This window comes from Massilia atriviolacea, from assembly GCF_003953935.1.
Taxonomy (GTDB): domain Bacteria; phylum Pseudomonadota; class Gammaproteobacteria; order Burkholderiales; family Burkholderiaceae_D; genus Telluria_A; species Telluria_A atriviolacea.
In genome coordinates this window covers 214,867-238,506 of record NZ_RXLQ01000010.1, presented here as the reverse complement: position 1 = coordinate 238,506, position 23,640 = coordinate 214,867, and the positions used below count along the sequence as shown (strand labels likewise).

General features: G+C 67.3%; 24 protein-coding genes. 19 read left to right on the top strand and 5 right to left on the bottom strand.

The window, feature by feature from the left end; all coding sequences use genetic code 11:
* Window positions 1-29 precede the first annotated feature (29 nt).
* From EJB06_RS20005 to EJB06_RS19985, 5 genes are all read left to right on the top strand, one after another.
* The gene (locus EJB06_RS20005) at window positions 30-1,811 is read left to right on the top strand and encodes a bifunctional alpha/beta hydrolase/class I SAM-dependent methyltransferase (RefSeq protein WP_126075773.1); all 1,782 of its coding nucleotides are present in this window, start codon (window positions 30-32) and stop codon (window positions 1,809-1,811) included.
* Window positions 1,812-3,113, top strand: coding sequence for a dual specificity protein phosphatase family protein (locus EJB06_RS20000; RefSeq protein WP_126075772.1), 1,302 nt, complete (start codon window positions 1,812-1,814; stop codon window positions 3,111-3,113).
* A complete protein-coding gene (locus tag EJB06_RS19995) occupies window positions 3,106-3,519 on the top strand; it encodes a hypothetical protein (protein WP_126075771.1) in 414 nt (137 codons plus the stop codon). The genes EJB06_RS20000 and EJB06_RS19995 overlap by 8 nt, the downstream gene beginning before the upstream one ends.
* A 36-nt stretch (window positions 3,520-3,555) precedes the next feature.
* Window positions 3,556-4,254, top strand: a complete 699-nt coding sequence (locus EJB06_RS19990; RefSeq protein ID WP_126075770.1) for a DUF8198 family protein — start codon at window positions 3,556-3,558, stop codon at window positions 4,252-4,254.
* A gap of 267 nt (window positions 4,255-4,521) precedes the next feature.
* The gene (locus tag EJB06_RS19985; protein ID WP_126075769.1) at window positions 4,522-5,223 is read left to right on the top strand and encodes a PEP-CTERM sorting domain-containing protein; all 702 of its coding nucleotides are present in this window, start codon (window positions 4,522-4,524) and stop codon (window positions 5,221-5,223) included.
* 86 nt (window positions 5,224-5,309) lie between these two features.
* Here EJB06_RS19985 and EJB06_RS19980 read toward each other — a convergent pair whose 3' ends face one another.
* Together EJB06_RS19980 and EJB06_RS19975 are read right to left on the bottom strand one after the other, a co-directional pair.
* Window positions 5,310-5,537: a hypothetical protein gene (locus EJB06_RS19980; protein ID WP_126075768.1), complete on the bottom strand. Its 228-nt coding sequence runs from the start codon at window positions 5,535-5,537 to the stop codon at window positions 5,310-5,312.
* A gap of 220 nt (window positions 5,538-5,757) precedes the next feature.
* Window positions 5,758-6,528 carry an RNA methyltransferase gene (locus tag EJB06_RS19975; RefSeq protein WP_126075767.1) on the bottom strand — a complete coding sequence of 257 codons (771 nt, stop codon included), beginning with the start codon at window positions 6,526-6,528 and terminating at the stop codon, window positions 5,758-5,760.
* A 178-nt stretch (window positions 6,529-6,706) separates the two neighbouring features.
* Between EJB06_RS19975 and EJB06_RS19970 the strand changes: the two genes are divergently transcribed.
* The 8 genes from EJB06_RS19970 (at window position 6,707) to EJB06_RS19935 (ending at window position 13,924) form a co-directional block, all read left to right on the top strand.
* On the top strand, window positions 6,707-7,486 hold the full coding sequence (locus tag EJB06_RS19970) for an inositol monophosphatase family protein (protein WP_126075830.1): 780 nt from the start codon (window positions 6,707-6,709) through the stop codon (window positions 7,484-7,486).
* Window positions 7,487-7,731: 245 nt separating this feature from the next.
* Complete coding sequence (locus EJB06_RS19965; RefSeq protein WP_126075766.1) at window positions 7,732-9,111, top strand: DEAD/DEAH box helicase; 1,380 nt, start codon at window positions 7,732-7,734, stop codon at window positions 9,109-9,111.
* 162 nt (window positions 9,112-9,273) lie between these two features.
* Window positions 9,274-9,720: a MarR family winged helix-turn-helix transcriptional regulator gene (locus EJB06_RS19960; RefSeq protein WP_126075765.1), complete on the top strand. Its 447-nt coding sequence runs from the start codon at window positions 9,274-9,276 to the stop codon at window positions 9,718-9,720.
* A gap of 3 nt (window positions 9,721-9,723) precedes the next feature.
* Entirely contained in the window at window positions 9,724-11,001 is a 1,278-nt protein-coding gene (locus EJB06_RS19955) for an MFS transporter (protein WP_126075764.1), read from the top strand.
* Between the two features lie 189 nt (window positions 11,002-11,190).
* Entirely contained in the window at window positions 11,191-11,967 is a 777-nt protein-coding gene (gene otnI, locus EJB06_RS19950; protein WP_126075763.1) for a 2-oxo-tetronate isomerase, read from the top strand.
* A 146-nt stretch (window positions 11,968-12,113) separates the two neighbouring features.
* Window positions 12,114-12,968, top strand: coding sequence for a hypothetical protein (locus EJB06_RS19945; RefSeq protein ID WP_126075762.1), 855 nt, complete (start codon window positions 12,114-12,116; stop codon window positions 12,966-12,968).
* Between the two features lie 18 nt (window positions 12,969-12,986).
* Entirely contained in the window at window positions 12,987-13,430 is a 444-nt protein-coding gene (locus EJB06_RS19940) for a hypothetical protein (RefSeq protein WP_126075761.1), read from the top strand.
* Window positions 13,431-13,561: 131 nt separating this feature from the next.
* Window positions 13,562-13,924, top strand: a complete 363-nt coding sequence (locus EJB06_RS19935) for a TraR/DksA family transcriptional regulator (RefSeq protein ID WP_164557973.1) — start codon at window positions 13,562-13,564, stop codon at window positions 13,922-13,924.
* 48 nt (window positions 13,925-13,972) lie between these two features.
* Here EJB06_RS19935 and phbB read toward each other — a convergent pair whose 3' ends face one another.
* Entirely contained in the window at window positions 13,973-14,719 is a 747-nt protein-coding gene (gene phbB, locus EJB06_RS19930; protein WP_198420873.1) for an acetoacetyl-CoA reductase, read from the bottom strand.
* A gap of 135 nt (window positions 14,720-14,854) precedes the next feature.
* Between phbB and EJB06_RS19925 the strand changes: the two genes are divergently transcribed.
* Entirely contained in the window at window positions 14,855-15,700 is an 846-nt protein-coding gene (locus EJB06_RS19925; RefSeq protein WP_126075760.1) for a universal stress protein, read from the top strand.
* Window positions 15,701-15,717: 17 nt separating this feature from the next.
* Here the strand turns inward: EJB06_RS19925 and EJB06_RS19920 are convergent, their stop codons facing one another.
* Together EJB06_RS19920 and EJB06_RS19915 are read right to left on the bottom strand one after the other, a co-directional pair.
* Window positions 15,718-16,095, bottom strand: a complete 378-nt coding sequence (locus EJB06_RS19920) for a hypothetical protein (RefSeq protein WP_126075759.1) — start codon at window positions 16,093-16,095, stop codon at window positions 15,718-15,720.
* A gap of 241 nt (window positions 16,096-16,336) precedes the next feature.
* Window positions 16,337-16,894, bottom strand: coding sequence for a hypothetical protein (locus EJB06_RS19915; protein WP_126075758.1), 558 nt, complete (start codon window positions 16,892-16,894; stop codon window positions 16,337-16,339).
* Between the two features lie 210 nt (window positions 16,895-17,104).
* On the opposite strand from EJB06_RS19915, the gene EJB06_RS19910 reads away from it, so the two are divergent.
* Genes EJB06_RS19910 through nosR form a run of 5 tightly spaced genes read left to right on the top strand, consistent with a single transcriptional unit; the run spans window position 17,105 to window position 23,640 of the window.
* The gene (locus EJB06_RS19910) at window positions 17,105-19,630 is read left to right on the top strand and encodes an EAL domain-containing protein (RefSeq protein WP_126075757.1); all 2,526 of its coding nucleotides are present in this window, start codon (window positions 17,105-17,107) and stop codon (window positions 19,628-19,630) included.
* Window positions 19,627-19,959, top strand: coding sequence for a hypothetical protein (locus EJB06_RS19905; protein WP_126075756.1), 333 nt, complete (start codon window positions 19,627-19,629; stop codon window positions 19,957-19,959). The genes EJB06_RS19910 and EJB06_RS19905 overlap by 4 nt, the downstream gene beginning before the upstream one ends.
* On the top strand, window positions 19,956-20,807 hold the full coding sequence (locus tag EJB06_RS19900) for an HDOD domain-containing protein (RefSeq protein WP_126075755.1): 852 nt from the start codon (window positions 19,956-19,958) through the stop codon (window positions 20,805-20,807). Before EJB06_RS19905 ends, EJB06_RS19900 begins: the two co-directional genes overlap by 4 nt.
* Window positions 20,808-20,845: 38 nt before the next feature.
* On the top strand, window positions 20,846-22,312 hold the full coding sequence (locus tag EJB06_RS19895) for a PAS domain-containing sensor histidine kinase (protein ID WP_126075754.1): 1,467 nt from the start codon (window positions 20,846-20,848) through the stop codon (window positions 22,310-22,312).
* Entirely contained in the window at window positions 22,309-23,640 is a 1,332-nt protein-coding gene (gene nosR / locus EJB06_RS19890; RefSeq protein ID WP_126075753.1) for a response regulator c-di-GMP phosphodiesterase, NosR family, read from the top strand. Before EJB06_RS19895 ends, nosR begins: the two co-directional genes overlap by 4 nt.

The following is a 23,640-nucleotide window of genomic DNA, read 5'->3' as shown; positions in this document are numbered from 1 at the left end:
CACACGCTATCCCACCAGGAAATGAACCGATGACCACCGATCACAGCAGCAACACCGCACGCGCCTGCCAGGAATGCGGCTTCGACAGCTTCGACGGCACGCGCCTGTTCTACCGCTACTGGCCCGGGGCCGGCGGCGGCCAGCGCGCGGTCGTGCTGTTTCACCGGGGACACGAACACGGCGGCCGCGTGGCGCACCTGGTCGACGAGCTGAAGCTGCCCGAATTCGCCTTCTTCGCCTGGGATGCGCGCGGCCTGGGGCGCTCGGGCGGCGAGCGCGGCTACGCCGACAGCATGGCCACGCTGGTCAAGGACATGGACGCCTTCATCGCCCACATCGGCGCCGCCTATGCCATCGCCCCGGGCGAACTGGCGGTGATCGCGCAAAGCGTGGGCGCGGTGGTGGCCTCGGCCTGGGTGCACGATTACGCACCGGCGCTGCGCGCCCTGGTGCTGGCCTCGCCCGCCTTCAAGGTCAAGCTGTACGTGCCGCTGGCGCGTCCCGGCCTGGCCCTCATGCAAGCCCTGCGCGGCAAGTTCTTTGTCAATTCCTACGTCAAGGCCAGGTTCCTGACCCACGACCCGGCCCGCATCGCCTCCTACGACGCGGACCCGCTGATTACCCGTCCGATCGCCGTCAACATCCTGCTCGGGCTGTACCGGACCGGCGAACGCGTGGTGGCCGACGCCGGCGCCATCACGGTGCCGACCCAGCTGCTCATCTCGGGCGCCGACTGGGTGGTGCATCACGGGCCGCAGCACGCCTTCTTCGAGCGCCTGGGCAGCGCGGTCAAGGAAAAGCACGTGCTGGACGGCTTCTATCACGACACCCTTGGCGAACTCGACCGCGCCAAGGCGGTCGCGCTGGCGCGCGCCTTCATCGTGCGCCAGTTCGCCGCCCCCGCCTGCGTGCCGAGCCTGCTGGACGCCGACCAGCGCGGCCTGACCAAGGCCGAATTCGACCGCATCAGCCTGCCGCCTGCCTCGGCCCTGGCGCGCGCCTGGTGGGCCATGTCGCGCTTCTGGATCGGGGTCGGCGCCAGATTGTCGGAAGGCTTGCGCATCGGCGCCGACACCGGCTACGACTCCGGCACCACGCTCGACTACGTGTACCGCAACAAGGCGACCGGGGTGCCGCTGCTGGGCACGCTGGTCGACCGCATTTACCTCGACAGCGTCGGCTGGCGCGGGATCCGCGTGCGCAAGGCGCACCTGGAACGCCTGATCGCCAGCGCCATCGGGCGCCTGGAAGCGGCGCGCACGCCGGTGCGCATCGTCGACATCGCCGCCGGCCACGGCCGCTACATCCTGGAGGCGCTGGCGCCGCAACAGCAGCGCGTCGAGCGGATCCTGCTGCGCGATTACAGCCAGCTCAATGTGGACGGCGGCTCGCGCCTGATCGAAGCGATGGGCTTGAAGGAGCGCGCCCGCTTCGTGCTCGGCGACGCCTTCGACCGCGCCTCGCTGGCCGCGCTCGCGCCGCGCCCGACCCTGGCGGTGGTGTCCGGCCTGTACGAACTGTTCCCCGACAATGCCCTGATCCGCGCCTCGCTGGCCGGCCTGGCCGACGCGGTCGACGAAGGCGGCTACCTGGTCTACACCGGCCAGCCGTGGCATCCGCAGCTGGAACTGATCGCGCGTTCGCTGACCAGCCACCGCCAGGGCCAGGCCTGGGTGATGCGCCGCCGCACGCAAGGCGAGATGGACCAGTTGGTGGCCGAGGCCGGCTTCGAGAAAGTCGACCAGTTCACCGACGAATGGGGCATTTTCACCGTTTCCCTGGCACGCCGCAGCGGCGCGCCGGTGCGCTAGATGACGGCCTCCCCGGCGCCGGCCGGACGGCCGTGGCGCCGCGCCTGCGCCTGGCTGGCCTTCCTCGGCCCCTTCTTCTTCCTCACCTACGGGCTGGCCAACTGGTGGAGCGCCAGCCTGCCGCAGGTGGGCAGCGTGGTCTTCGCCTGGGAGCGGCATATCCCGTTCTGGGACTGGACCATCCTGCCGTACATGTCGATCGACGCCTTCTACGCCGTCTCGCTGTTCGTCTGCGCCACCAAGGTCGAGCTCGACACCCACGCCAAGCGCCTCCTGATGGCCACCTGCGTCTCGGTCCTGTTCTTCTTCCTGTTCCCGCTGCGCTTTTCCTTCGACCGGCCGGCCACCGAGGGCTTCAACGGCGCGCTGTTCACGGCCCTGGCCGGCTTCGACAAGCCGTTCAACCAGGCGCCCTCGCTGCATATCAGCCTGCTCGTCATCCTGTGGCTGGTGTACGCGCGCCACCTGCGCGGGGCCGGCCTGTGGCTGCTGCACCTCTGGTTCTTCCTGATCGGGGTGTCGGTCCTGACCACCTTCCAGCACCATGCGATCGACGTCGTCGGCGGCCTGCTGGTGGCGCTGGCCTGCGTCTATGTGTTTCCGGACGCCCCGCACGGCTGGCGGCGCGCCCCGGCCCCGGCCGCGCACGGCCAGCCGCTGGCACTGCTGTACGGCATCGGCGGCGCGGCCTGCTGGATCGCGGCGGCGCTGCTGGGCGGCTGGGCCTGGCTGCTGGCATGGCCGGGCACGGCCTTGCTGCTGGTGGCGCTGGCCTACGGCCATTTCGGCGTGCACATCTTCCAGAAGCACGGCGGGCGCGCCAGCTGGGCCGCGCGCACCCTGCTGCTGCCCTACCAGCTGGGCGCGCTGGCCTCCTCGCGCTGGTTCACGCGCGCCATCGCCGCGCGCGCCGAAGTGGTGCCGGGGGTGTGGATCGGCCGGGTGCCGGGACGCGAGGCGCTGGGCGGCATGGCGGTGCTCGACCTGACCGCCGAATTCCACGCCGCGCCGCAGCGCCGCGCCCATTACGACAGCGTGCCGATGCTCGACCTGCGCGCGCCCTCGACCGCCCAGCTGGACGCCGCCGTCGACGCCCTCGAGCGCCTGCACGCCAAGGCGCCGGTGCTGGTGCACTGCGCGCTCGGCTACTCGCGCAGCGCCCTGGTGATTGCCGCCTGGCTGCTGCGCCGGGGACTGGCGGCCGATGCCGCGCAGGCGCTGTCGATCCTGCGCCGGGCGCGCCCGCAGGTGGCGCTGAACCAGGCCCAACTGGCCTTGCTGGAGACCCGCGCCCATGCATGAACCGGACCTGCGCCAGCAAGCCACCCGCGCCGGCGTGATGGCCGCCTTCCTGCGCGTGGGCGCGCCGGTCGACCACGCCTCGTCCCTGCTGCTGGCACTCGGCGTGCTGTGCGGCCTGCTGGCGCCGATGGCGCTGGCGCTGGCGGCCCTCCTGCTGGGCATGGCCGAAAAATATGTCGCCTGGCGCGCCGCGCTCGACGCCGACCTGTTCGCGCTGCTGGCGCGCGACCCCGGCAACGATGCCGGCTTCGACGCCGCCCTGGGCGCCTGCCTGGGCCGCGGCGATCCCCTGCCGCAGCGCACGCTGGCGCAGCGCTGGCAAGGCGCGCGCCGCTTCCTGCTGTGGCAGATCGCCCTGGTGCTGGCGCAGGCGCTCCTGCTGGCCGCCATGCTGATTTTGCGGTAGTGTACGTCAGTCATCCATCTGCCTGCGGCGGGACACATGAACAAAGACACCCTGGTCGTCGAACTGGAACGCCACCTGCGGGAGGTCGCTGCCGAACGCGAGGCGGCGCGCCGCGATCCGGCCCTGCAGGCGGCGCGCACGGCCGTCAAGCGCTACCAGGCGGCGCGCCTGGCCGCCACCCATCCCGACCTGCTGGCCGCGCCCGACACGCGCGAGGCGGCCGGTTTTTTTCTGAACGATATCTACGGCGCGCACGACCTGGGCCGGCGCGAAGCCGACCTCGAACGCATCGTGCCCAGCCTGCACCGGCTGCTGCCCTACGAACCGCTGCACACCATCACCGGCGCCATCGCGCTCGACGCGCTGACCGAAAAGCTCGATACCGGCATGGCGCGGGTGCTGGGCAGCGACTTCGACGAGGGCGGCTACCTGGCGGCCTACCGCAGCGCCAGCGCACCGCAGGACCGCGCGCGCCAGCTCGACCTGGTGCAGCAGCTGGGCGACTCGCTGTGCACGCTGGTGCGCATCCCGCTCCTGTCGCTGACCCTGTCGGTGATGCGCGCGCCGGCCAGGCTGGCCGGGGTGAGCGACCTGCACCACTTCCTCGAACGCGGCTTCGGCAGCTTTAAAAAGATGAAGAAGCCGGCCAACTTCGTCGACACCATCGTCGGACGCGAGCGGCGCGCCATGGGGCATATCTACGCGGGGCGCAAGGAGCCGTTCGACGTGTTTTGAACTTCAATGGCAGGAAAGAAGTGAACATTTATCGCATGATTGAACTGCGCTATCAGCCAGGAATGCACGCCTCGAAGCGGCGTCCGACCGGATTGCGCTTGCCGCGCGCGGTCGATTCACACTGAAATTTGGCGGTTGGTTGCCCCGTTACAACATCACTCAGCACGACTTTGCCTACGGCAAACAGTAGTTTCAAAATCACATTTACACCGAGCAACGATTTTTGATATATTTGTCAATTGTCATAAATTAATTTTCGGGATCAGCATGAAGAAGTTCACCGGTATGTTATTTACCGCCATGTTTGCAATGGCGAGCGCCCAGGCCCAGGTGGTCACGTTCGACTTCACCGCCAAGGTGCACGGATTGGATACAAGTGGCGGCAAGGTCATCGGGCCGGGCTTCGATATTGCTGCCGGCGATACCGTGCATGGCCGATTTTCGTTCGACGTCGCCACGCCGCTGTCGACGCTCGTCGATTGGACCCCGGCATACAAAAGCCGCTTGTACGAGGGCCCGCAGCATCCGGTGCTCGCGGCATTTACCGTTGATCGCAATGGGCAGACGTCCGCTATCGGCCATCCCAGCGCTTCCTCAATCCTGGTCGAGAACGCACCGGTATCGTTGGGCGGCGACTCGCTAAAATTCCAGACTTCCATCCATGCACCGGACTGGAGCCAGGGCAGCTGGGTCGCGTTGACATTCAACGACCGTACCGGTACCGCCCTTGACAGCATGTCCATTCCTGGCTCATTCTCCTTGTCGGCATTTCATTCCGCCAGTTTCATTTTCGGCTGGTCCGACAATACGAAAAATACTCACTTAAACACAGGCGGCTACGGCACCATCACCTCGCTGACACAAGTGGTCACGTCCCCCGTGCCGGAGCCAACGACCTATGCCATGTTCGCGGTCGGCCTGGTGGCAGTCGGTGCGATGGCGCGCCGCAAAGCGGCTCCACAGACCTAAGTCAATGCAATGCGGTGGCGGCAGGCGGGCGCCGCACTCGCCGGGTTCCGCAGCCGCAGGCAGGCTGCTGCGGCGCGTCGCTCATCTCAGCCGGGCAGCTCCGCTTCCAGGCATCGTCCCAAGAAACTTTCCTCGCCCTGCGTGGCCAATTCACTCTCGAGCCTGACCGCAAGCTGCGCCGTGATGCGGACCTGCTCGTAGGTAAGCAGCCGTGCCACGGGCTGCTCGCCTGGGCTGCGTGCGCTCGTATTGTCGATGAGGACGTGCCCGGCCGGAGCATGCGGCGGCCGCAGCCAAATCGCGGTGCTGTACATGACGATATCGGCGCAATCGATAGCGCCTGGCGGGAATCGCCGCTGCGGGCCGCGTCGTGCATGCCGGGAAAATCGTCCGGCTCCGGGCCGGGCAGGTCTCCCACCGCGCGGCACAGCGTCGAGCTCACGGCATCGTCGTCGCTGTCATCGTCGCCGACGCGGATAAACTCGGTGTACACGGAGTCATCGCTCATGCTGATGGCTGTACCGACGATCTTTTTCATGATTTGTCCGGGCGCGCCTTGAGGATATGGCGCGCGATCCCGCGCAGGATGTTCACTTCCTCGGTCTCGAGCTGGGTGCGCGCAAACAGGCGTTTCAGGCGCGGCATGAGCTTTTTGGGATTGTCGGCATCGAGGAAGTCGATGGCGACGAGCGCCTGCTCCAGGTGGGTGTACATCCCCTCGATCTGCTCGAGGCTGGCGGCGTCGCCATGAAAGCCGATCGCGCTCGGCGCCGGCGCGGCGGCGCCTTCCAGGCCAGCCATCCGGCATTCGTAAGCCAGCACCTGGGCCGCCTGCGCCAGGTTGAGCGAGGAATAATCGGGATTGGCCGGAATATTGATCAGCACATTGCACTGCTCGACGATCTGGTTCGGCAAGCCGAAGCGCTCGTTGCCGAAAATAAGCGCCGCCGACAGGTCGCCCTGCCCCGCCACGTGCCCGGCAAAGGCGCGCGGGGTCAGCACCGGCGGCGAGAACTCGCGCAGGCGCGCCGACACCGCGGCGGCGAAATTGCAGCCATCGAGCGCCTCGCCGATGCTGGCGACGATGCGCGCCCCCTCCAGCACATCTTGCGCGCCGCTGGCGAAGGCCACCGCTTCCGGGTCGGCCAGGGCGTCGGGAAAGCGCGGATTGACCAGCACCAGCTCGGTAAATCCCATGGTTTTGATGGCGCGCGCGACGGCGCCGATATTGCCGGCACGGCTGGTCTCGACCAGGACAAATCGCAGGCGTTTGAAAACAGACGTGTTGATTTCGGGCGTGTTCATTTAAAATAGCGCTATCGCGCAGTAGCGGATCGTTGAAAACAGGGCTGACCAGCCCGCGATTTTAACCAGTTCGCCGCCGCACCGCTCTTTAATTCATTCTTGTTCTCTACCGTTCGCTGCGCCCCGAGGGGCGCCGTGGGCGTTGGCGTTCTTTTAACGGAAGCTCCACATGCACCCAATGCTCAATACGGCGATCAAGGCAGCTCGCCGCGCCGCCACCGTGATCCAGCGCGCGTCCTTCGACGTCGACCGGATCAGTGTTACTGAAAAACAACACAACGATTTCGTCACCGATGTCGACCAGGCGGCCGAACAGGCGATCATCGAAACCTTGCTCAAAGCCTATCCCGACCATGCGATCCTGGCCGAGGAATCGGGTGCATCCGCCAACCTGAACGACGAGAGTGAATTCGCCTGGATCATCGACCCGATCGATGGCACCACCAACTTCATGCACGGCTATCCCAACTATTGCGTCTCGATCGCGCTGGCCCAGCGCGGCATCGTCACGCAGGCCGTGATCTACGATCCCGTGCGTAACGACCTGTACACCGCCAGCAAGGGCGCCGGCGCCTACCTGAACGACAAGCGCATCCGCGTGACCAAGCACGACCGCCTGGCCAACACCCTGCTGTGCTCCGGTCACGGCGCCGGTCCGCGCGCCCTGGCCGAGTACATGAAGATGTACGGCGTCGTCGCCGAACGTTGCCAGGCCGTGCGCAGCGCCGGTTCGGCCGCGCTGGAACTGGCCAACGTGGCCGCCGGCCGCAGCGACGGCTTCTACGAAAAAGGCCTGAAAGCCTGGGATATCGCCGCCGGTTCGCTGCTGGTGACGGAAGCGGGCGGCATCGTCGGCGAGTTCAACGGCGAGTCCGACTACCTGCACAAGGGCGACATCATCGCCGCCAGCCCGAAGGTGTTCGGCCAGATGGTCACGCTGTTGTCGCCTTTCGCGTAAAATACGCCGTTAAGCTGTATTGGAGGCCCTGTCAGGCCTCCGCTTTCCCTCCGCCAGGCTTAACACGCCGCACGTGAAATTTCCACAGCGAAACTGATTTCTGTTAAATTTAGCATCGCTGTGTATGCTGCAATGTCGGGTGGCACCGTTTCCAGTGCCTTTGCCACCACGATTTTCTAATATTGATTGCCTGCGACTGGCGCTTTCTGCATGAGCGACGGGCCGATCTCCACCATAAAGTTATCATGTCATTTTCTAAACTCGGCCTGTCCGATGCTATCGTTCGTGCCGTAACCGAACACGGTTACACCGTCCCGACCCCGATCCAGACCCAGGCGATTCCCGCCGTGCTGAACGGCGGCGACCTGCTGGCGGGCGCACAGACCGGCACCGGCAAGACCGCCGGTTTCACCCTGCCGATCCTGAACCGCCTGTCGACCGACGCGGTCGGCGCGGCCCTGGCCAGCAAGACCTCGCCGCGCGCGGTGCGCGCCCTGATCCTGACCCCGACCCGCGAACTGGCGGCCCAGGTCGAGGAAAGCGTGCGCGTGTACGGCAAGTACACCAACCTGAACTCGGCCGTGATTTTCGGCGGGGTCGGCATCAATCCGCAGATCAAGCAGCTCAAGCACGGCGTCGACATCCTGGTGGCCACCCCCGGCCGCCTGCTCGACCACATGGAACAGCGCACGGTCGACCTGTCGAAGATCGAAATCCTGATCCTGGACGAAGCCGACCGCATGCTCGACATGGGTTTCATCCGCGACATCAAAAAAGTGCTGGCCGCCCTGCCGCCGAAGCGCCAGAACCTGCTGTTCTCGGCCACCTTCTCGGAAGAGATCAAGGCCCTGGCCGATGGCTTGCTGAACAAGCCGGCCATGATCGAAGTGGCGCGCCGCAATTCGACGGTGGAAGTCATCGCCCAGAAGATCCACCCGGTCGACCGCGACAAGAAGCATCCGATGCTGTCCTACCTGATCAAGTCCAACAAATGGACCCAGGTGCTGGTATTTACCCGCACCAAGCACGGCGCCAACAAGCTGGTCGAACAGCTCGGCGCGGACGGCATCGGCGCCATGGCGATCCACGGCAACAAGAGCCAGTCGGCGCGCACCAAGGCGCTGTCGGAATTCAAGGATGGCGCACTGCAAGTGCTGGTGGCGACCGATATCGCCGCGCGCGGGATCGATATCGACCAGCTGCCGCACGTGGTCAACTACGACCTGCCGAACATTCCTGAAGACTATGTGCACCGCATCGGCCGTACCGGCCGCGCCGGCGCCACCGGCGAAGCCGTATCGCTGGTCTGCGTGGACGAGCACGAGATGCTGAAGGATATCGAAAAGCTGATCAAGCAAACCCTGCCGCGCCAGATCATCGCCGGTTTCGAGCCCGATCCGAACGCGCGCGCGCAGCCTGTGCAACTGCGTAGCGGCGCCCCAGGCCATGGCGGCCGTGGCGGCCGTTCCGGCGGCGGGCAAGTGATCAAGGTCGGCGGCGGCGGTGGCCGTGCGCCGGCCAAGCCGCGCAGCGCCGGCGGCGGTGGCGGTGGCGGTGGCGGTACGGCTGGCGCGCGCGGTCCGCGTCCGGCGGCGCCGCACCGCTCGGGCGGCCGTGGCCGCTAAGTAGGCGGCTGCGCGCCCGGCTTACCGTAGCCGGGCCTACCCCGCGCGTGCCCATCGATTCGCCCATCCGCAAGGAGGGATGCAAATCGGTGGCCACGCGCTTTAAAAGCAGATATACTTGCGCACTCAAACATCGATACTGTATTAATAAAGGAAATTACCATGAACGAACTCAATTCCCACGCCGAACTGTGCCTGCGCATGGCGCGCGCCAACGCGGCCCTGCTGCGCCGTTTCGACAATTCGCTGGGCGGGCACCACGGCATCAGCTTTTCCGACTTCCAGATCCTCAACCACCTGAGCCGCGCCCCGGGCGGGCGCCTGCGCCGGGTCGACCTGGCCGAACGGCTGGGGCTGACCGCCTCCGGCATCACGCGCAGCCTGCTGCCGCTGGAAAAGATCGGCCTGGTCACGCGCGAAGCCGACCCGCGCGACGCCCGCGTCGGCTTTGCCGTCATTACCCCGACCGGACAGGAACTGGCGCTCAACGCCAGCGACGTCGTCGACCTGATCAGCCGCGAAGCGCTGCGCCCGTTCGCGCCGGACCAGCTCGAAGCGATGTCGGCCATCCTGGGCCAGATCGCCGGCATCAACCTGAGCAACAGCTAAGCCATGGACGATCCGACACAGGCGCGCGCGGCCCTGCTGCGCGAGCCGAATTTCTTGTGGATGATGGGCGGCGCCATCATCTCGGCCCTGGGCGACCAGTTCACCATGATCGCCCTGCCCTGGCTGGTGCTGGTCGGCACCGGCGATCCGCTCAAGATGGGACTGGTCATCGCCCTGATGAGCGTGCCGCGCGCCATCTTCATCCTGCTCGGCGGCGCCCTGGTCGACCGCTACTCGCCCAAGTCGATGCTGATGATCAGCAAGTACGTCAATACCGTCCTGCTGGGCGTGCTGGCGGCCATGGTCTTCAGCGGCCGCATGGACCTGTTACCGATCGGCGCGCTGGCGCTGGCGATCGGCTTCGCCTCGGCCTTCAGCATTCCGGCCGGCACCTCGATGCTGCCGAACGTGGTGGCGCCGGCGCAGCTGCCGATGGCCAACGGCATCATGATGGGGATTCGCCAGCTCACCATGCTGGCCGGGCCGCTGCTGGCAGGCCTGCTGATCGCGCTGTTCGGCGACGGCAGCCGGGGCGGCGACGCGAGCGGCATCGGATTCGCCTTCGCGGCCGACAGCGCCAGTTTCCTGCTGTCGGCCTGGACCTTGTCGCGCGTGCGGCTGCTGCATGCGGCGCCGAAAGCCGCGCCCGAGCCTGTCCTGCGCGCGGTCGGCGCCGGCGTGAAGATGGTCTGGAACGACATGGCGCTGCGCACCAGCATGCTGTACTGGGGCTTGTGCGCGTTTGTCGTGGGCGGCGCCATGCAGGTGGCGCTGCCGGTGCTGGCCAGCACGGTGCTGCACGGCGCCTCGGCGCTCGGCATCATCATGGGCGTGCACGGGGCAGGCAGCCTGATCGGGATGGCGCTCAGCGGCGTGCTGGGCAAGTTCCGGGTGCGCAATTTCGGCACCACGGTGCTGCTGGTCGATGTGCTGGTCGGGCTGCTGCTCATTCCGCTGGGACTGGTGGCGGCGACCTGGCAGGCGGCCGGCCTGCTGCTGGCGATCGGCGTGCTGGGCGGCTTCATGCAGGTGGCGGTGTTCAGCTGGCTGCAGCAACGCGTGCCGCGCGCCATGCTGGGGCGGGCGATGAGCATGTTCATGTTCATCTTCATGGGCGTGGCGCCGCTGTCGGCCGCGCTGACCGGCTGGCTGATGCAATATGCGACTTTGGCGCAGCTGTTCGGCGGGGCCGGCCTGTTCCTGGTGGGGACCGCGCTGCTGGCCTGGCTGCTCACGCCGATGGGGACGATCGCGGACGTGGCGCTGCCGGCTCCGGAGTAAGCTGGCATGCCGGGGCCTCGCGGCATGCCGGCGTATCGACATGAGCTCGCTGTGCCGGCTGCGCGCGCCGTCCGTGCGGACAGTTGCGCCGCCCTGCCGTGCGGCAGACGATATGGGTCGGGGTCCGGGTCCGGGTCCGGATCCGGATTCTGGTTTACGATATCCCCTCCTCAACACGCAGCCCGCCCGATGCCCAGATTCTGCGCCAACCTCAGCCTGATGTTTACCGAAGCGCCCTTCCTCGACCGCTTCGCCGCCGCCCGCGCGAGTGGTTTCGATGGCGTCGAATTCCTGTTTCCCTACGCCTTCGACGCCGGCCAGATCGGCGAGCGCCTGGCGCGCCAGCATCTGCAGCCGGTGCTGCACAACCTGCCCGCCGGCGACTGGCACGCGGGCGAGCGCGGCCTGGCCTGCGACCCGCGCCGCAGCGGCGAATTCCAGGACAGCGTGGCGCTGGCGCTCGACTACGCCAGCGCGCTCGGCGTGCGCCGCCTGCACTGCCTGGCCGGCATCGTGCCGCCCGCCATCGCGCGCGAACGCGCCCACGAGACCTACATCGGCAACCTGCGCTTCGCCGCCGCCGCGCTGGCGCCGCACGGCATCGACCTGTTGATCGAGCCGATCAACACCTACGACATGCCCGGCTACTTCCTGACCGGCAGCGCCCAGGCCGCCGCCGTCATCGCCGAATGCGCAGCGCCGAACCTGTTCATGCAGTACGACATCTATCACATGCAGCGCATGGAAGGCGAACTGGCCAATACCATCCGCGCGCGCCTGCCCCTGATCCGCCACATGCAGGCGGCCGACAATCCCGGCCGCCACGAACCGGGCACGGGCGAGATCAATTACCGCTACCTGTTCGCCCTGCTCGACGAACTCGGCTACGACGGCTGGGTCGGCTGCGAATACCATCCGCGCGCCGGCACCATGGCCGGCTTGGATTGGCGTAGCGTATTTACTTAATCCATGGCAAAATCAACAAGATGATCGATGGCAGTTTTCGCGAATGAAAACAGTCGTGAGGTTTGACCTTAAACAAACAGCATTCAAATCATCGGCGCAAGAATGGGAACTTCTTACCCGTTTCCCGCGCGTGCCTGAAAGGATTTATGAACGCCCTCCGCACCCTGAGCACGTCCACGCTGCTTGCCGCCAGCCTCTTGCTGGGCGGCTGCGCCAGCAACCGGGTCAACCTGGAAGAGGTGCGCGAATTCGCCGACGCCTCGGCCCGGCTGGGCGGCTACGCCGAGCTGTCCGCGCGCTACCGCGACACCTACCTGCGCGAGCAACCCTACCTCCCGGCCGCCGCCGACAAGGCCGCCAAGGAAAACGACGCCCGGCGGCACGCCGCCTATAACGATTTCGTGACCATCCAGAAAGCCGTGGTGGCGTACATGCAGACCCTGAGCGCACTGGCCGGCGAGGCGCGCTACGATTTCACGCCGCAGATCGATACCCTGGGCGTGGGCCTGAGCGGCTTGTCCGAGACCACCCTGGGCCAGAAACAGGTGAGCGCCTACACCGGCCTGGCGCGCCTGCTGACGCGCGCGCTCACGTCGCGCTACCAGAAGGACAGCGTGGAGACCATGGTGCGCGACGGCGACGCCGACCTGCGCGTGCTGCTCGACGCCATGCTCAGCCTGACCGACATCTACGCGGCCGCCCACGAGAACGAAAAGAAAACCGTGCTCGGCTTTTTCGAGGTGGCCCTGCCGCTGGCCGAGCGGCCCCAGGACCGCCTGCTGTACACGCTGGCGCGCGCCCATGTGCAGGCCAAGACCAGCGAGTACCGCCTGGTCGACAGGCGCATCGACCTGGCGCGCCAGGGCCTGGCCAAGGTGGCGCTGGGCCACCAGAAGCTGCGCGAGAACCTCGCCACGATGTCCTCCTCCGAGATGCGCCGCATGCTGTCCGACCTCGTGCGCGACCTGCGCCTGATCCGCGCCGGCCTGGCGACCGACTAAACCGACCCGAGGTGTGCTATGAAAACAGATCAAGACGGACTGGCCAGCGTGGAAGACATCATGGCGCTGGCCGCGCAATTGTCGGGCGTCGCCGGCGCCATCCATGAACGCGCGCTGCTGGCCATCCGCGCGCCGGCCGGCGCCACATCGGGCGAGGCCGAGCGCGATGCCGCCTTCGCCCTGCTCGACGAGGAATTGCTGCTGCGCCAGCACGTGCACGCCCTGTACCTGGACGCCGCGCGCGCCGTGCTCAAGGGCCTGGGCCACTCGCAGCAGCAGGTGCTGGCCCTGACCGCCGACGCCACCGAAAAAATCCGCAAGATCGGCGCCATCGCCGACATCGCCGGCCTGGTGGCGGCGGTGGTGGGACTGGCCGGCGCGGCAGCGAGCGGCGTGCCGGGCACGGTGTCGCTGGCGCTCAAGGATGTGCGCGAGCGCATCAAGGCGATCAAGGCGCACTAGCGCGAACCGCGCCGGCCGGCGCGCGTGCGCGGGTATTCAGCGCCGCGCGAACGCGCTACACTCTTATCAGGCCGGTGCGCGTCCGTGGCGGACGCGGGGCCGATGCAAGATCAACCATCCCGAGCGTCATCATGAACGGACTGGAACCTGGGCAGCTTGCGCTCCTGAAAGCCGTGCTCGAAGGGCGGCTGGCCGAACTGGCGCGCGGCGACGCCGACACGGTGCCGGCCGGCCCGCGCGAACTCGCGGTGCAAGAGGTGGAAACGTCTCCCGCCGACAAGGCCACCGTGCGCCTGCTCAACGACCTGGCGCTGGAAGCGGCCGGCCACCACGTGGCGCAACTGCGCACCCTGCGCCAGGCGCTGGCGCGCATCGACGAGGGCAGTTACGGCGCATGCGAGGAATGCGGCAATCCGATCGGCTTTTCGCGCCTGCAGGCGCGCCCCGAAGCGCGGCTCTGCATCGCCTGCCAGACCCGCGCCGAGAAACGCTGACGCGCCCATCGGCGCGTCAGTTCATGCCCATGGTCGCATCAGCTACCCTCAGCTCATGTGCTGTCCGCCATTGATGGCGATGTTCGCGCCCGTCACGAACGCCGCCTCTTCCGACGCCAGGTAAGCCACCAGCGCCGCCACTTCCTCCGGCTCGCCCAGGCGTCCGACCGGAATCTGCGGCAGGATGCGCTTGTTCATCACGTCTTCCGGCACGGCCATCGCCATACTGGTGCGCAGGTAGCCGGGCGAGACCGTGTTGACCGTGACGTTGTGGCGCGCCATTTCCAGCGCCAGCGCCTTGGTGAAACCGTGCATGCCGGCCTTGGCGGCGGCATAGTTGGCCTGGCCGAAGGCGCCCTTCTGCCCATTGACCGAGGAGATATTGACGATCCGTCCCCAGCCCTGCGCGATCATCGGTTCGATCGCCTGCTTGCACAGGTTGAACACGCTGTCCAGGTTGGTACGCATGACCTCGACCCAATCGTCGTGCTGCATCTTGGACAGGCTGCGGTCGCGCGTGATGCCGGCGTTGTTGACCAGCACGTCCAGGCGCCCCTGTTCCGCCAACAGTTTTTGCACCATCCATTCGCTGTCGGCATAGTCGCCCACGTCCACCTTGCAGGCCGTGAAGCGAAAGCCTTCATCGCGCTGCGCCGCCAGCCAGCCCTCGGGCGAACTGTTGTGCGGCGAATACGTGGCCACCACGCGGAAGCCAGCCCGGTGCAAACGCTGGCAAATTGCCGTACCCAAACCTCCCATGCCTCCCGTTACAAGTGCCACTCTTTTGATGTCCATCATGCTTTCCTGTCGTCGTGGTGAAGTCCGAACCCAAGTCTAGGGGGCTTGCCGTACGCAACATTGAGCAATATCAAAGCTTCGGGAAAGATGGTTTAAGATGATGCCTATCACGCTACCGAGGCAGGAACATCCATGGCTTACCAGAGCATCCTCGTCCATGTCGACGACAGTCCGTCCGCCGCCGCCCGCATCGGCGTGGCGATCGCGCTGGCCAGGCAGGGCGGCCACCTGAGCGGGGTGGCGCCGACCGGCGTCTCGCGCACCCTCCATCCGAACCTGCCGCCGGGCCAGACCGATCCCACCCTGGCGCTGCACCTGGGCTTTTTGCGCGAACAGGCGCAGGCGGCGCTGGCGGGGTTTTCCGCGCGCTGCGAAGCGGCCGGACTGGCAGGGTACGCGGCGCGCGTGATCGACGACGATGCCGGCGGCGGCCTGTGCCTGCACGGCCGGGTCGCCGATGTGATCGTGCTCAGCCAGTCCGATCCGGATGACGGCGGCCCAAGCCTGCTGGCCGACCTGCCGGCCGACGTCGTCCTGCACGCCGGCAAACCGGTGCTGATGGTGCCGTATTCGGGCGAGCGCGCCAGCATCGGGCAGCGCGTGCTGGTGTCCTGGGATGCCAGCCGCCAGGCCGCGATCGCATTGCACCTGGCGCTGCCGCTGCTGCGCCAGGCGGCCAGCGTGGAGCTGGCGCTGTTCGATACCGGACCGGGCAGCCACACGGTGGCCGAAGCGCAGGCCGCCGATCCGCGTCCCTACCTGGCGCGGCACGGCATCGAGGCGCGCTTCGCCGTGCATGCGCTGGCCCACAAGCGCCAGCCGGTGGGCGAAGCGCTGCTGGCGCTGGCGGCGCAAAAGAATGCCGACCTGCTGGTGATGGGCGCCTACGGCCACTCGCGCGTGCGCGAAACCATCCTGGGCGGGGTCACGCGCACCTTGTTCGAGTCGATGAGTTTGCCCGTGCTGATGGCGCACTAGCCGGCGCCGGCGCGGCCTCAGTGCCAGTCCAGCTCGCGGATGCGCGAGACCTGGCGGCGCGCCATCAACGCCCACAGCTCTTGCGCCAGATGCAGGTCGGCGCTCATGCGGCGCGGCGGCGCCAGCGCCAGCTCGCAGTCGCGGTCCGACCATTCCTCGAAGCGGATATCGCCGCCGCTGCTCACTTCGATGACATACATCAGGCCATCGTCGTAGCCGAAGCGCAGCGCGGCGCTGGCCGGTTCGCGCGCGGGGGCGGGCGCGCCCTTGCCCTTGCCCTTGGGCTTGCGCAGCGGCGCGTACAGCTCGGCGAGGACCGCCGCCAGCTGGGCCTCGGTGGGCGCGGCGATATCGCGTCCGTCCATGCTCGTCAGGGTGAGCCAGGCTTGGGTCATGGTCGCGTCCTCCCGAAGGCAGGCAGTCACCGGCGCGGATGCCCCGGCTGGACTGGTATATGGATGCACTATGTTGGATGCACTATGTTAAGAGCATCATACCCAAAAAGCCGATGATGGGAAGCCTTATCTGAGCGCTGTTGCAGGCGCGCCGAATCGGACGCGCGCATGCCGGCGCGCCGCCCGGCGCCAGGGCGGGGCGGCGCGCCGGCCGCGACTGCGGGGCAGCCGGGACAGGCTGTTACTGCACCAGCACCGGAATGCTGAGCGGATCGAAATCGGTCCAGTCGCCGCCTTCGATGGTGCCCTTGGCGCGCTCGATATGGTGGCCGCCGAGGCCGCGCAGCACCTCGATGGCGCGCGTTTCGTCCGCCGGCTGCTCGGTCGCGACCGCGATCAGCATGCCCGACTGGCGCGGCTCGTAGCGGTTTTCGCTGCTGCCCTCTTCCTTCTCGCCGGCATCCTTCATCTTCGACAAACTGAACAGCGAACCCACGTGCGCTCCGACCAGGCCGCCCACCACCGGGCCGACCGGACCGGTCACGATCGAAGTGGCCGCGCCCAGCGCGACGCCGACCGCACCGCCGGTGGCGGCACCGGCGAGCACGCCTTCCGGGGTCTCCTTGGCGCCCGGCGACTGGATGTGGTCGCCGCCGATCGGGGTCTGGTCGTGCTGGCCCGGCTGGTTCAGGAAAAAGGCCGAGATGCGGTCCTCCGGAAAACCGGCGCGTACCAGCTCGCGACGCGCGTTGTCAACTTCGTCCTGAAGCTGAAAGTGACCTGCAACGATTGTAGACATGCTAACTCCTCCTGCATTAATGATGGCTCCAGCATGCACCGGCCGAGGCATTTGCTCTGTACGCAAACGCACCTAAGGCTACTGAGCAACAAAAAGAATGCTTCGCCTGCGCGCCGTAAATATTTCTCCGTATAATAAATCGAAGGCCCACCGTCGACACGGGGGCGCCCCTACGGCCAGCACGCTCGCATTCGTTATTGAAAGACGCTGATGGACTTGGATACCGCGCAGTCGCCCCTACCGCTTCCCGGCGCCGCCGAGGCCGCCTGGGCCGCGTGCGCCAACGGCGTGCTGCTGGTCGATGCCGGCATCGACAGCTTCCCCATCCTCGACGCCAACCCGGCCATGTGCCGCCTGAGCGGCCGCACGCGCGCCGCGCTGGTCGGCGCCAGCGCGCTCGGGCTGGGCGGCGCGCAGCCCGGCGATTTGCTCGGCGCGGCCCTGCGCACGGCCGCCGCCGGCGGGGCGCCCCAGCCCTTCCTCGTGCAGCCGGGCGGCGGCGCGCCGTGCAGCCGCTGGACCGTCAGCCTGGCGCCGCAGGGCGACGCCGCGGCGCGCCTGCTGTGCATCGCCGAGGACGTCACCGACCTGCGGGAGCAACAGGCGCTGCTGGCGCACCTGTCGACCCACGACGCCCTCACCGGCCTGGCCAACCGCGCCCTGTTCAACGAGCGCCTGCAGGCGGCCATGGCGCATGCGCACACCCATGCCGGCGGGGTCGCGGTGCTGTGCCTGGCGCTGGACGGCTTCAACCTGGTCAACGAAAGCCTCGGCTACGTGGCCGGCGACCAGCTCCTGATCAGCGTGGCGATGCGGATCCAGGCCTGCATGCGTGCGCAGGACACCCTGTCGCGCCACGGCGGCAACGAGTTCGTGCTGGTGCTGGCCGACGTGGCCGACAGCGCCGAGGTGCAAGGCGTGTGCGAGCACATCGTGCGCGTGATCGGCGCCCCCTTCCCGGTGATCGGCCAGAGCCTGCATGCCGGCTGCAGCATCGGCATCGCCCGCTATCCGCAGGACGCCGGCGATGGCGTGACCCTGCTGCGCTACGCCGACATGGCGCTGTCGCACGCGCGCGGCCTGGGCGGCAACCAGCTGCAGTTCTTCGCGCCCGAGATGAACCAGCGCACCGCCGAACGGGCCCAGATGGAAGCGGCGCTGCGCATCGCCCTGATCGAGGGCCAGCTGCAGCTGCAATACCAGCCGCTGGCCGACCTGCAGCAGGGCGCCATCTGCGCGCTGGAGGCGCTGGTGCGCTGGCAGCACCCGCTGATGGGCCTGATTCCGGCCGGGCGCTTCATCCCGCTGGCCGAAGCGGCCGGCCTGACCACCGCGCTCGGCTACTGGAGCCTGCACCGCGCGGTCGAGGACATGCTGGCCTGGCGCGCGGCCGGCCTGCCGCCGGTGCGGGTGGCGATCAACATCTCGCCCAAGCAGTTCCGCGACGCCGCCCTGCCGCAGGCGGTGGCGGCGGCGCTGGCGCAGTCGGGCATACCGCCGGTCCAGCTCTCGCTCGAAATCACCGAGGCGGCCCTGATGCAGGACCCGCAGGCCAGCGACGCCATCCTGGCCCAGCTCAAGGCGCTCGGGGTCGGCCTGACCCTGGACGACTTCGGCACCGGCTACTCCTCGCTGAACCACCTCAAGCGCTTCCCGCTCGACCTGGTCAAGATCGATTGCGGCCTGACCGGCAATATCGTCACCGGCGCCGACGACGCCGCCCTGGTCAAGACCATCATTTCGATGGCGCACCACCTGGGCATCGAGGTCGCCGCCGAGGGCGTGGAGACCGAAGCCCAGTGCGACTTCTTGCGGCGCAATATGTGCGACCAGATCCAGGGCTATTTTTTCGGCAAGCCGTGCGACCGCGAGCAGGTGGCCAGCATGCTGGCCGCGCGCCACGCGGTGCCGCCGCACCTGCTGCGCATCCAGAAGCAGGCGCGCACCCTGCTGCTGGTCGACGACGAGCAGAATATCGTCTCGGCCCTCAAGCGCCTGCTGCGGCGCGACGGCTACCAGATCCTGACCGCCCACAGCGGCCAGGAAGGACTGGACGTGCTGGCCGCCAACGCGGTCGACGTGATCGTCTCGGACCAGCGCATGCCGGGCATGATCGGCGCCGACTTTTTGCGCGCCGCCAAGACCCTGTATCCGGACACCATACGCATCATGCTTTCCGGCTACACCGAGCTGCAATCGGTGACCGACGCCGTCAACGAGGGCGCGATCTTCAAGTTCCTCACCAAGCCCTGGGACGACGAACAATTGCGCACCCACATCGCCGAAGCCTTCCGCCTGAAGGAAATCGCCGACGACAACGAACGCCTGAACCTGGAGCTGCGCACCGCCAACCACGAACTGGCGGCCGCCAACCGGCGCATGGAAGACGTGCTGCGCCAGAAGCAGCAGCAGATCACGCGCGACGAAATCAGCCTGAACGTGGCGCGCGAACTGTTGCAGTTCGTGCCGCTGGCGGTGATCGGGCTGGACGACGAGGGCATGGTGGCGTTCGTCAACGATGCAGCCGAGCGCATGTTCCGCCAGAATGGTGCCATACTCGGCAATGAGGCGGACATCGTGCTGCCCGAACTGTTTCCAGACGGCCTGGCCCCGAGCGGCAGCCACCAGGTCGACATCGATGGCCGCTGCTACCAGGTGGTGGCCCATCCGATGGGCGCGAACTCGCAGTCGCGCGGCAGCCTGATCACGATCAGTACATGCGAGGACCTGCCATGACCAGCACCGTACAGACCATCGGCATCGACGCCGCCAGCGAAGGCATGGTGCTGGCCGGGGATTTGCGCGACGCCGGCGGCGCCGTGCTGCTGCCGGCCGGCGCCACCCTGGGCGCGTCCTCGCTGGCCTCGCTGCGGCGGCGCGGGATCGAGCAGCTGGAGGTGCTCGGCGCCGCCGAACCGCTCGACCAGGCTGCGCTGCAGGCCGAGCGCGAGCGCCAGTGCGCGCGCCTCGAGCACCTGTTCCGGCGCTGCCTGGGCGGCCCGCCCGCCGGCGCCAGCGCCGTGCTGTTCGAGCGCCTGCTGGCCTACCGCCGGAGCGCACGATGAGCGCCGTCATGCCCACCTCGATCGACGACGTCGTCAAGCGCATCCGCGACCTGCCCTCGCTGTCGGCGGTGGTGGTCGAGCTGCTCTCCTCCATGGAGCAGGAAGACATCGATGTGCATGTCCTGGGCGGCAAGATCGCGCTCGACCAGTCGCTCACGGCCAAGACCCTGCGCCTGGCCAATTCGTCGTTCTACGGCATGTCCTCGAAGGTGACCACGATCCAGCAAGCCATCTCGGTGCTCGGCTTTCACAGCATCCGCACCCTGGTGACGGCCTGCGCGGTGACCGCCAGCTTCCCGTCCAACGCGGCCGGCGGAATCGACCTGCAAGCCTTCTGGCGCCATTCGGTGGCCACCGCCGTGTGCGCCAAGCTGCTGGCGCTGCACCTGAAGCTCAATCCCGACACGGCGTTTACGGCCGGCCTGCTGCACGATATCGGCACCCTGGTGCTGGCCACCCGTTTCCCGGACGCGTACGCGGCCATGCTGGCCTTCCGCAAGGAGCACGATTGCTACACCATCGAAGCCGAGCGCGCCGTGATCGGGGTCGACCATGCCGCCGCCGGGGCGGCGCTGGCGGCATACTGGAAATTCCCGGCCGACATGCAGGAAGCGGTGGCCGGCCACCACCAGCTCGACGCCGCCGGCAAGCCGACCCTGCCGCTGCTGATCCACGCCGCCAATGTGATCGCGCACGCCCTCGACCTGTCGGGCGAGCCCGACGACCTGGTGCCGCCGATGCCGCAGGCGCTATGGATGACCCTGGCGCTGAGCGAAGACGACTGCGCCAGCCTGTTCCGCGACACCGAGTCGACCTTTGTCGACATGTGCAAGATTCTCGTGACATAGCGAGCTCAACCAGACCAGCGGCATGGAGGCCGAACAAGATGGCGAACCGCGAACACCCGCTTCCGACCTGCCCGTCCGGCGACGACGGCGGCGCCTTTGCCCTGTCCGAACTGCTGGACGGGCATCCGGTGGCCACCTTCGTCATCGACCACGAGCACACCATCACGCACTGGAACAAGGCTTGCGAGCACCTGCTCGGCTGGGGCACGGAAGCGATGATCGGCACGCGCAACCATGGGGTGGCGTTCTATGCGCATGAGCGGCAGATGCTGTCGGACATGATCGTCTCGGGCGACAGCGAGGGCCTGGCCGCGCACCGCCAGTCGGCCCTGATACCCGGCGCCTACGAAACCGAAGGCTTTTTCGAAAACCTGGGCGTGGGCGGGCACTGGCTGCATTTCACCGCCGCGCCCCTGCGCGACGCCTCCGGCCAGGTGGTCGGCGCGATCGAAACCATGCGCGACGTGACCGAACGGCGCGTCGCCGAGAATGCCTTGCGGCGCGCCCACGACAACCTCGAACACCTGATCGAAAAGCGCACCGCCCAGCTGGCCGAAGCCAAGGAACGGCTGGAAGACGACCTGCGCCAGCGCCAGGCGGCCGACGCCGAGCTGCGCGCCAAGCACCTGGCCCTGACCGAACTGAACGCCAAGCTGTCGATGGCCCAGGAGCAACTGGTGCAGTCGGAAAAACTGGCCTCGATCGGGCAGCTGGCGGCCGGCGTGGCGCACGAAATCAACAATCCGATCGGCTACATCTTTTCCAATTTCGGCACCCTGCAAAGCTACCTCGACCAGCTGTTCGACATGCTGCATGTGTACCAGGCGGCCGAAGCCGAAGCCAGCCCCGAAACGGCGGCGCGCCTGGGCGCCATGCGCAAGACGCTCGACCTGGACTTTTTGCGCGACGACATTCCGGTGCTGATGAGCGAGTCGAAGGAAGGCATCGCCCGCGTGCGCCACATCGTGCAGGACCTCAAGGATTTTTCGCGGGTCGACGCCAACCAGGAATGGGTCTGGTCGAACCTGCACGGCGGCATCGATTCGACCCTGAACATCGTCTCCAACGAAGTCAAGTACAAGGCCGACGTGGTCAAGCAGTACGGCGCCATTCCCGACATCGAATGCCTGCCGTCGCAGATCAACCAGGTGATCATGAACCTGGTGGTCAACGCGGCGCATGCGATGAGCGAGCGGCGCGGCACCATCACCCTGCGCAGCGGCACGCTCGGCGAGGCCGGCAGCGACGCCGAACAGGTGTGGCTCGAGATCGCCGACAACGGCGCCGGCATTGCGCGCGAGAACCTGTCGCGCATCTTCGACCCCTTTTTCACCACCAAGGCGGTCGGCAAGGGCACCGGCCTGGGCCTGTCCCTGGCCTACGGCATCATCCAGAAACACCGTGGCAGCATCGACGTCGACAGCGAAGTGGGACGTGGCACCACGTTCCGCATCGTCCTGCCGGTGCACCAGAGAACCGCAGAAAGCGAGGAGAACAGCCCATGACAGAAATCCCCGGCGACGATACCGCCCCAGCCCCGGCCACCATCCTGTGCGTCGACGACGAACCGAACATCCTGTCGGCGCTGCGCCGCCTGTTCCGCCCGGAGGGCTACCGGGTGCTGGTGGCCGAGAGCGGCGCGGCCGGCCTGGCCATCCTGGAACAGGAACAGGTCGACCTGGTCATTTCCGACATGCGCATGCCCGAAATGGACGGCGCCCGCTTCCTGGAACACGTGCGCCAGCGCTGGCCCGACACGGTGCGCCTGCTGCTGACCGGCTATTCGGACGTGTCCTCGATCCTGGCGGCGATCAACCGCGGCGAAATCTACCGCTACATCACCAAGCCCTGGGATGACACCGATATCTGCCTGGTGGTGCGCCACGCGCTCGAACGCCATGCGCTGGAGCAGGAAAAGGCGCGCCTGGAAGCGCTGACCGCGCGCCAGAACGAGGAACTCAAGACGCTCAACCAGAGCCTGGAGGCGAAGGTCGAGATCCGCACCGAAGAACTGCGCAACTCGCGCGATACCATTTTAGAGACCAACAAAAAGCTCAAAAGCAATTTCATCACCACTATCAAGATCCTGTCCAGCATGATCGAAATGCGTGGCGGCAACCTGGCCGGGCATGCGCGCCGCGTGGCCGACCTGGCGCGCCGCCTCGCCGTCAAGCTCGGGCTCGATGCCAACGCGACCCAGGAAGTCTTCATCGCCGCGCTGCTGCACGACATCGGCAAGATCGGCTTTCCGGACGACTTGCTGGCGATGCCGGTCAACCTGCTCAGCGGCGACATGCTGGGCGTGTTCCGCAAGCATCCCCTGCGCGCCGAGCAACTGCTGATGCCGCTGGAAGACTTGCAGGGCGTGGCTGCCTTGCTGCGCGCGCAGATGGAGCGCTTCGACGGCGGCGGCTTTCCGGATGGCGTGGCGGGACCGCTGATCCCGCTCGGGGCGCGCATCCTGGCGCTGGCCTCGGACTACGACAACCTGCAGATCGGCGCCCTGATCCAGCGCCGCGTGCTGGCGCCCGACGCCAAGCAGATCATCTACGACGCCGTGGGCAAGCGCTACGATCCGAACGTGGTGGCGGCGTTCCGCGCGCTGATGGATGGCGACAAGGTGGAGAAAGTCAAAGACCTGGCCACCATGGCCAAGTACCTGGCGCCGGGCATGACCCTGTCGCGCGACCTGGTCAGTCCGGAGGGCTTCATGCTGCTGTCGGCCGACCATGTGCTCGACGAACGCATGATCCAGCAAGTCCAGGATTTCGAGAACAAGAACGAGGTCCGCCTGAATATCTGGGTCTGGCCTCTGCCGCCGAAGGGAGCCTGA

What these genes read in the sequence shown, in the direction of transcription:
- EJB06_RS20005 (WP_126075773.1), top strand. Translation starts at nt 30, where the DNA reads ATGACCACCGATCACAGCAGCAACACCGCACGCGCCTGCCAGGAATGC.
- EJB06_RS20000 (WP_126075772.1), top strand. Translation starts at nt 1,812, where the DNA reads ATGACGGCCTCCCCGGCGCCGGCCGGACGGCCGTGGCGCCGCGCCTGC.
- EJB06_RS19995 (WP_126075771.1), top strand. Translation starts at nt 3,106, where the DNA reads ATGCATGAACCGGACCTGCGCCAGCAAGCCACCCGCGCCGGCGTGATG.
- EJB06_RS19990 (WP_126075770.1), top strand. Translation starts at nt 3,556, where the DNA reads ATGAACAAAGACACCCTGGTCGTCGAACTGGAACGCCACCTGCGGGAG.
- EJB06_RS19985 (WP_126075769.1), top strand. Translation starts at nt 4,522, where the DNA reads ATGAAGAAGTTCACCGGTATGTTATTTACCGCCATGTTTGCAATGGCG.
- EJB06_RS19980 (WP_126075768.1), bottom strand. Translation starts at nt 5,537, where the DNA reads ATGTACAGCACCGCGATTTGGCTGCGGCCGCCGCATGCTCCGGCCGGG.
- EJB06_RS19975 (WP_126075767.1), bottom strand. Translation starts at nt 6,528, where the DNA reads ATGAACACGCCCGAAATCAACACGTCTGTTTTCAAACGCCTGCGATTT.
- EJB06_RS19970 (WP_126075830.1), top strand. Translation starts at nt 6,707, where the DNA reads ATGCTCAATACGGCGATCAAGGCAGCTCGCCGCGCCGCCACCGTGATC.
- EJB06_RS19965 (WP_126075766.1), top strand. Translation starts at nt 7,732, where the DNA reads ATGTCATTTTCTAAACTCGGCCTGTCCGATGCTATCGTTCGTGCCGTA.
- EJB06_RS19960 (WP_126075765.1), top strand. Translation starts at nt 9,274, where the DNA reads ATGAACGAACTCAATTCCCACGCCGAACTGTGCCTGCGCATGGCGCGC.
- EJB06_RS19955 (WP_126075764.1), top strand. Translation starts at nt 9,724, where the DNA reads ATGGACGATCCGACACAGGCGCGCGCGGCCCTGCTGCGCGAGCCGAAT.
- otnI (WP_126075763.1), top strand. Translation starts at nt 11,191, where the DNA reads ATGCCCAGATTCTGCGCCAACCTCAGCCTGATGTTTACCGAAGCGCCC.
- EJB06_RS19945 (WP_126075762.1), top strand. Translation starts at nt 12,114, where the DNA reads ATGAACGCCCTCCGCACCCTGAGCACGTCCACGCTGCTTGCCGCCAGC.
- EJB06_RS19940 (WP_126075761.1), top strand. Translation starts at nt 12,987, where the DNA reads ATGAAAACAGATCAAGACGGACTGGCCAGCGTGGAAGACATCATGGCG.
- EJB06_RS19935 (WP_164557973.1), top strand. Translation starts at nt 13,562, where the DNA reads ATGAACGGACTGGAACCTGGGCAGCTTGCGCTCCTGAAAGCCGTGCTC.
- phbB (WP_198420873.1), bottom strand. Translation starts at nt 14,719, where the DNA reads ATGGACATCAAAAGAGTGGCACTTGTAACGGGAGGCATGGGAGGTTTG.
- EJB06_RS19925 (WP_126075760.1), top strand. Translation starts at nt 14,855, where the DNA reads ATGGCTTACCAGAGCATCCTCGTCCATGTCGACGACAGTCCGTCCGCC.
- EJB06_RS19920 (WP_126075759.1), bottom strand. Translation starts at nt 16,095, where the DNA reads ATGACCCAAGCCTGGCTCACCCTGACGAGCATGGACGGACGCGATATC.
- EJB06_RS19915 (WP_126075758.1), bottom strand. Translation starts at nt 16,894, where the DNA reads ATGTCTACAATCGTTGCAGGTCACTTTCAGCTTCAGGACGAAGTTGAC.
- EJB06_RS19910 (WP_126075757.1), top strand. Translation starts at nt 17,105, where the DNA reads ATGGACTTGGATACCGCGCAGTCGCCCCTACCGCTTCCCGGCGCCGCC.
- EJB06_RS19905 (WP_126075756.1), top strand. Translation starts at nt 19,627, where the DNA reads ATGACCAGCACCGTACAGACCATCGGCATCGACGCCGCCAGCGAAGGC.
- EJB06_RS19900 (WP_126075755.1), top strand. Translation starts at nt 19,956, where the DNA reads ATGAGCGCCGTCATGCCCACCTCGATCGACGACGTCGTCAAGCGCATC.
- EJB06_RS19895 (WP_126075754.1), top strand. Translation starts at nt 20,846, where the DNA reads ATGGCGAACCGCGAACACCCGCTTCCGACCTGCCCGTCCGGCGACGAC.
- nosR (WP_126075753.1), top strand. Translation starts at nt 22,309, where the DNA reads ATGACAGAAATCCCCGGCGACGATACCGCCCCAGCCCCGGCCACCATC.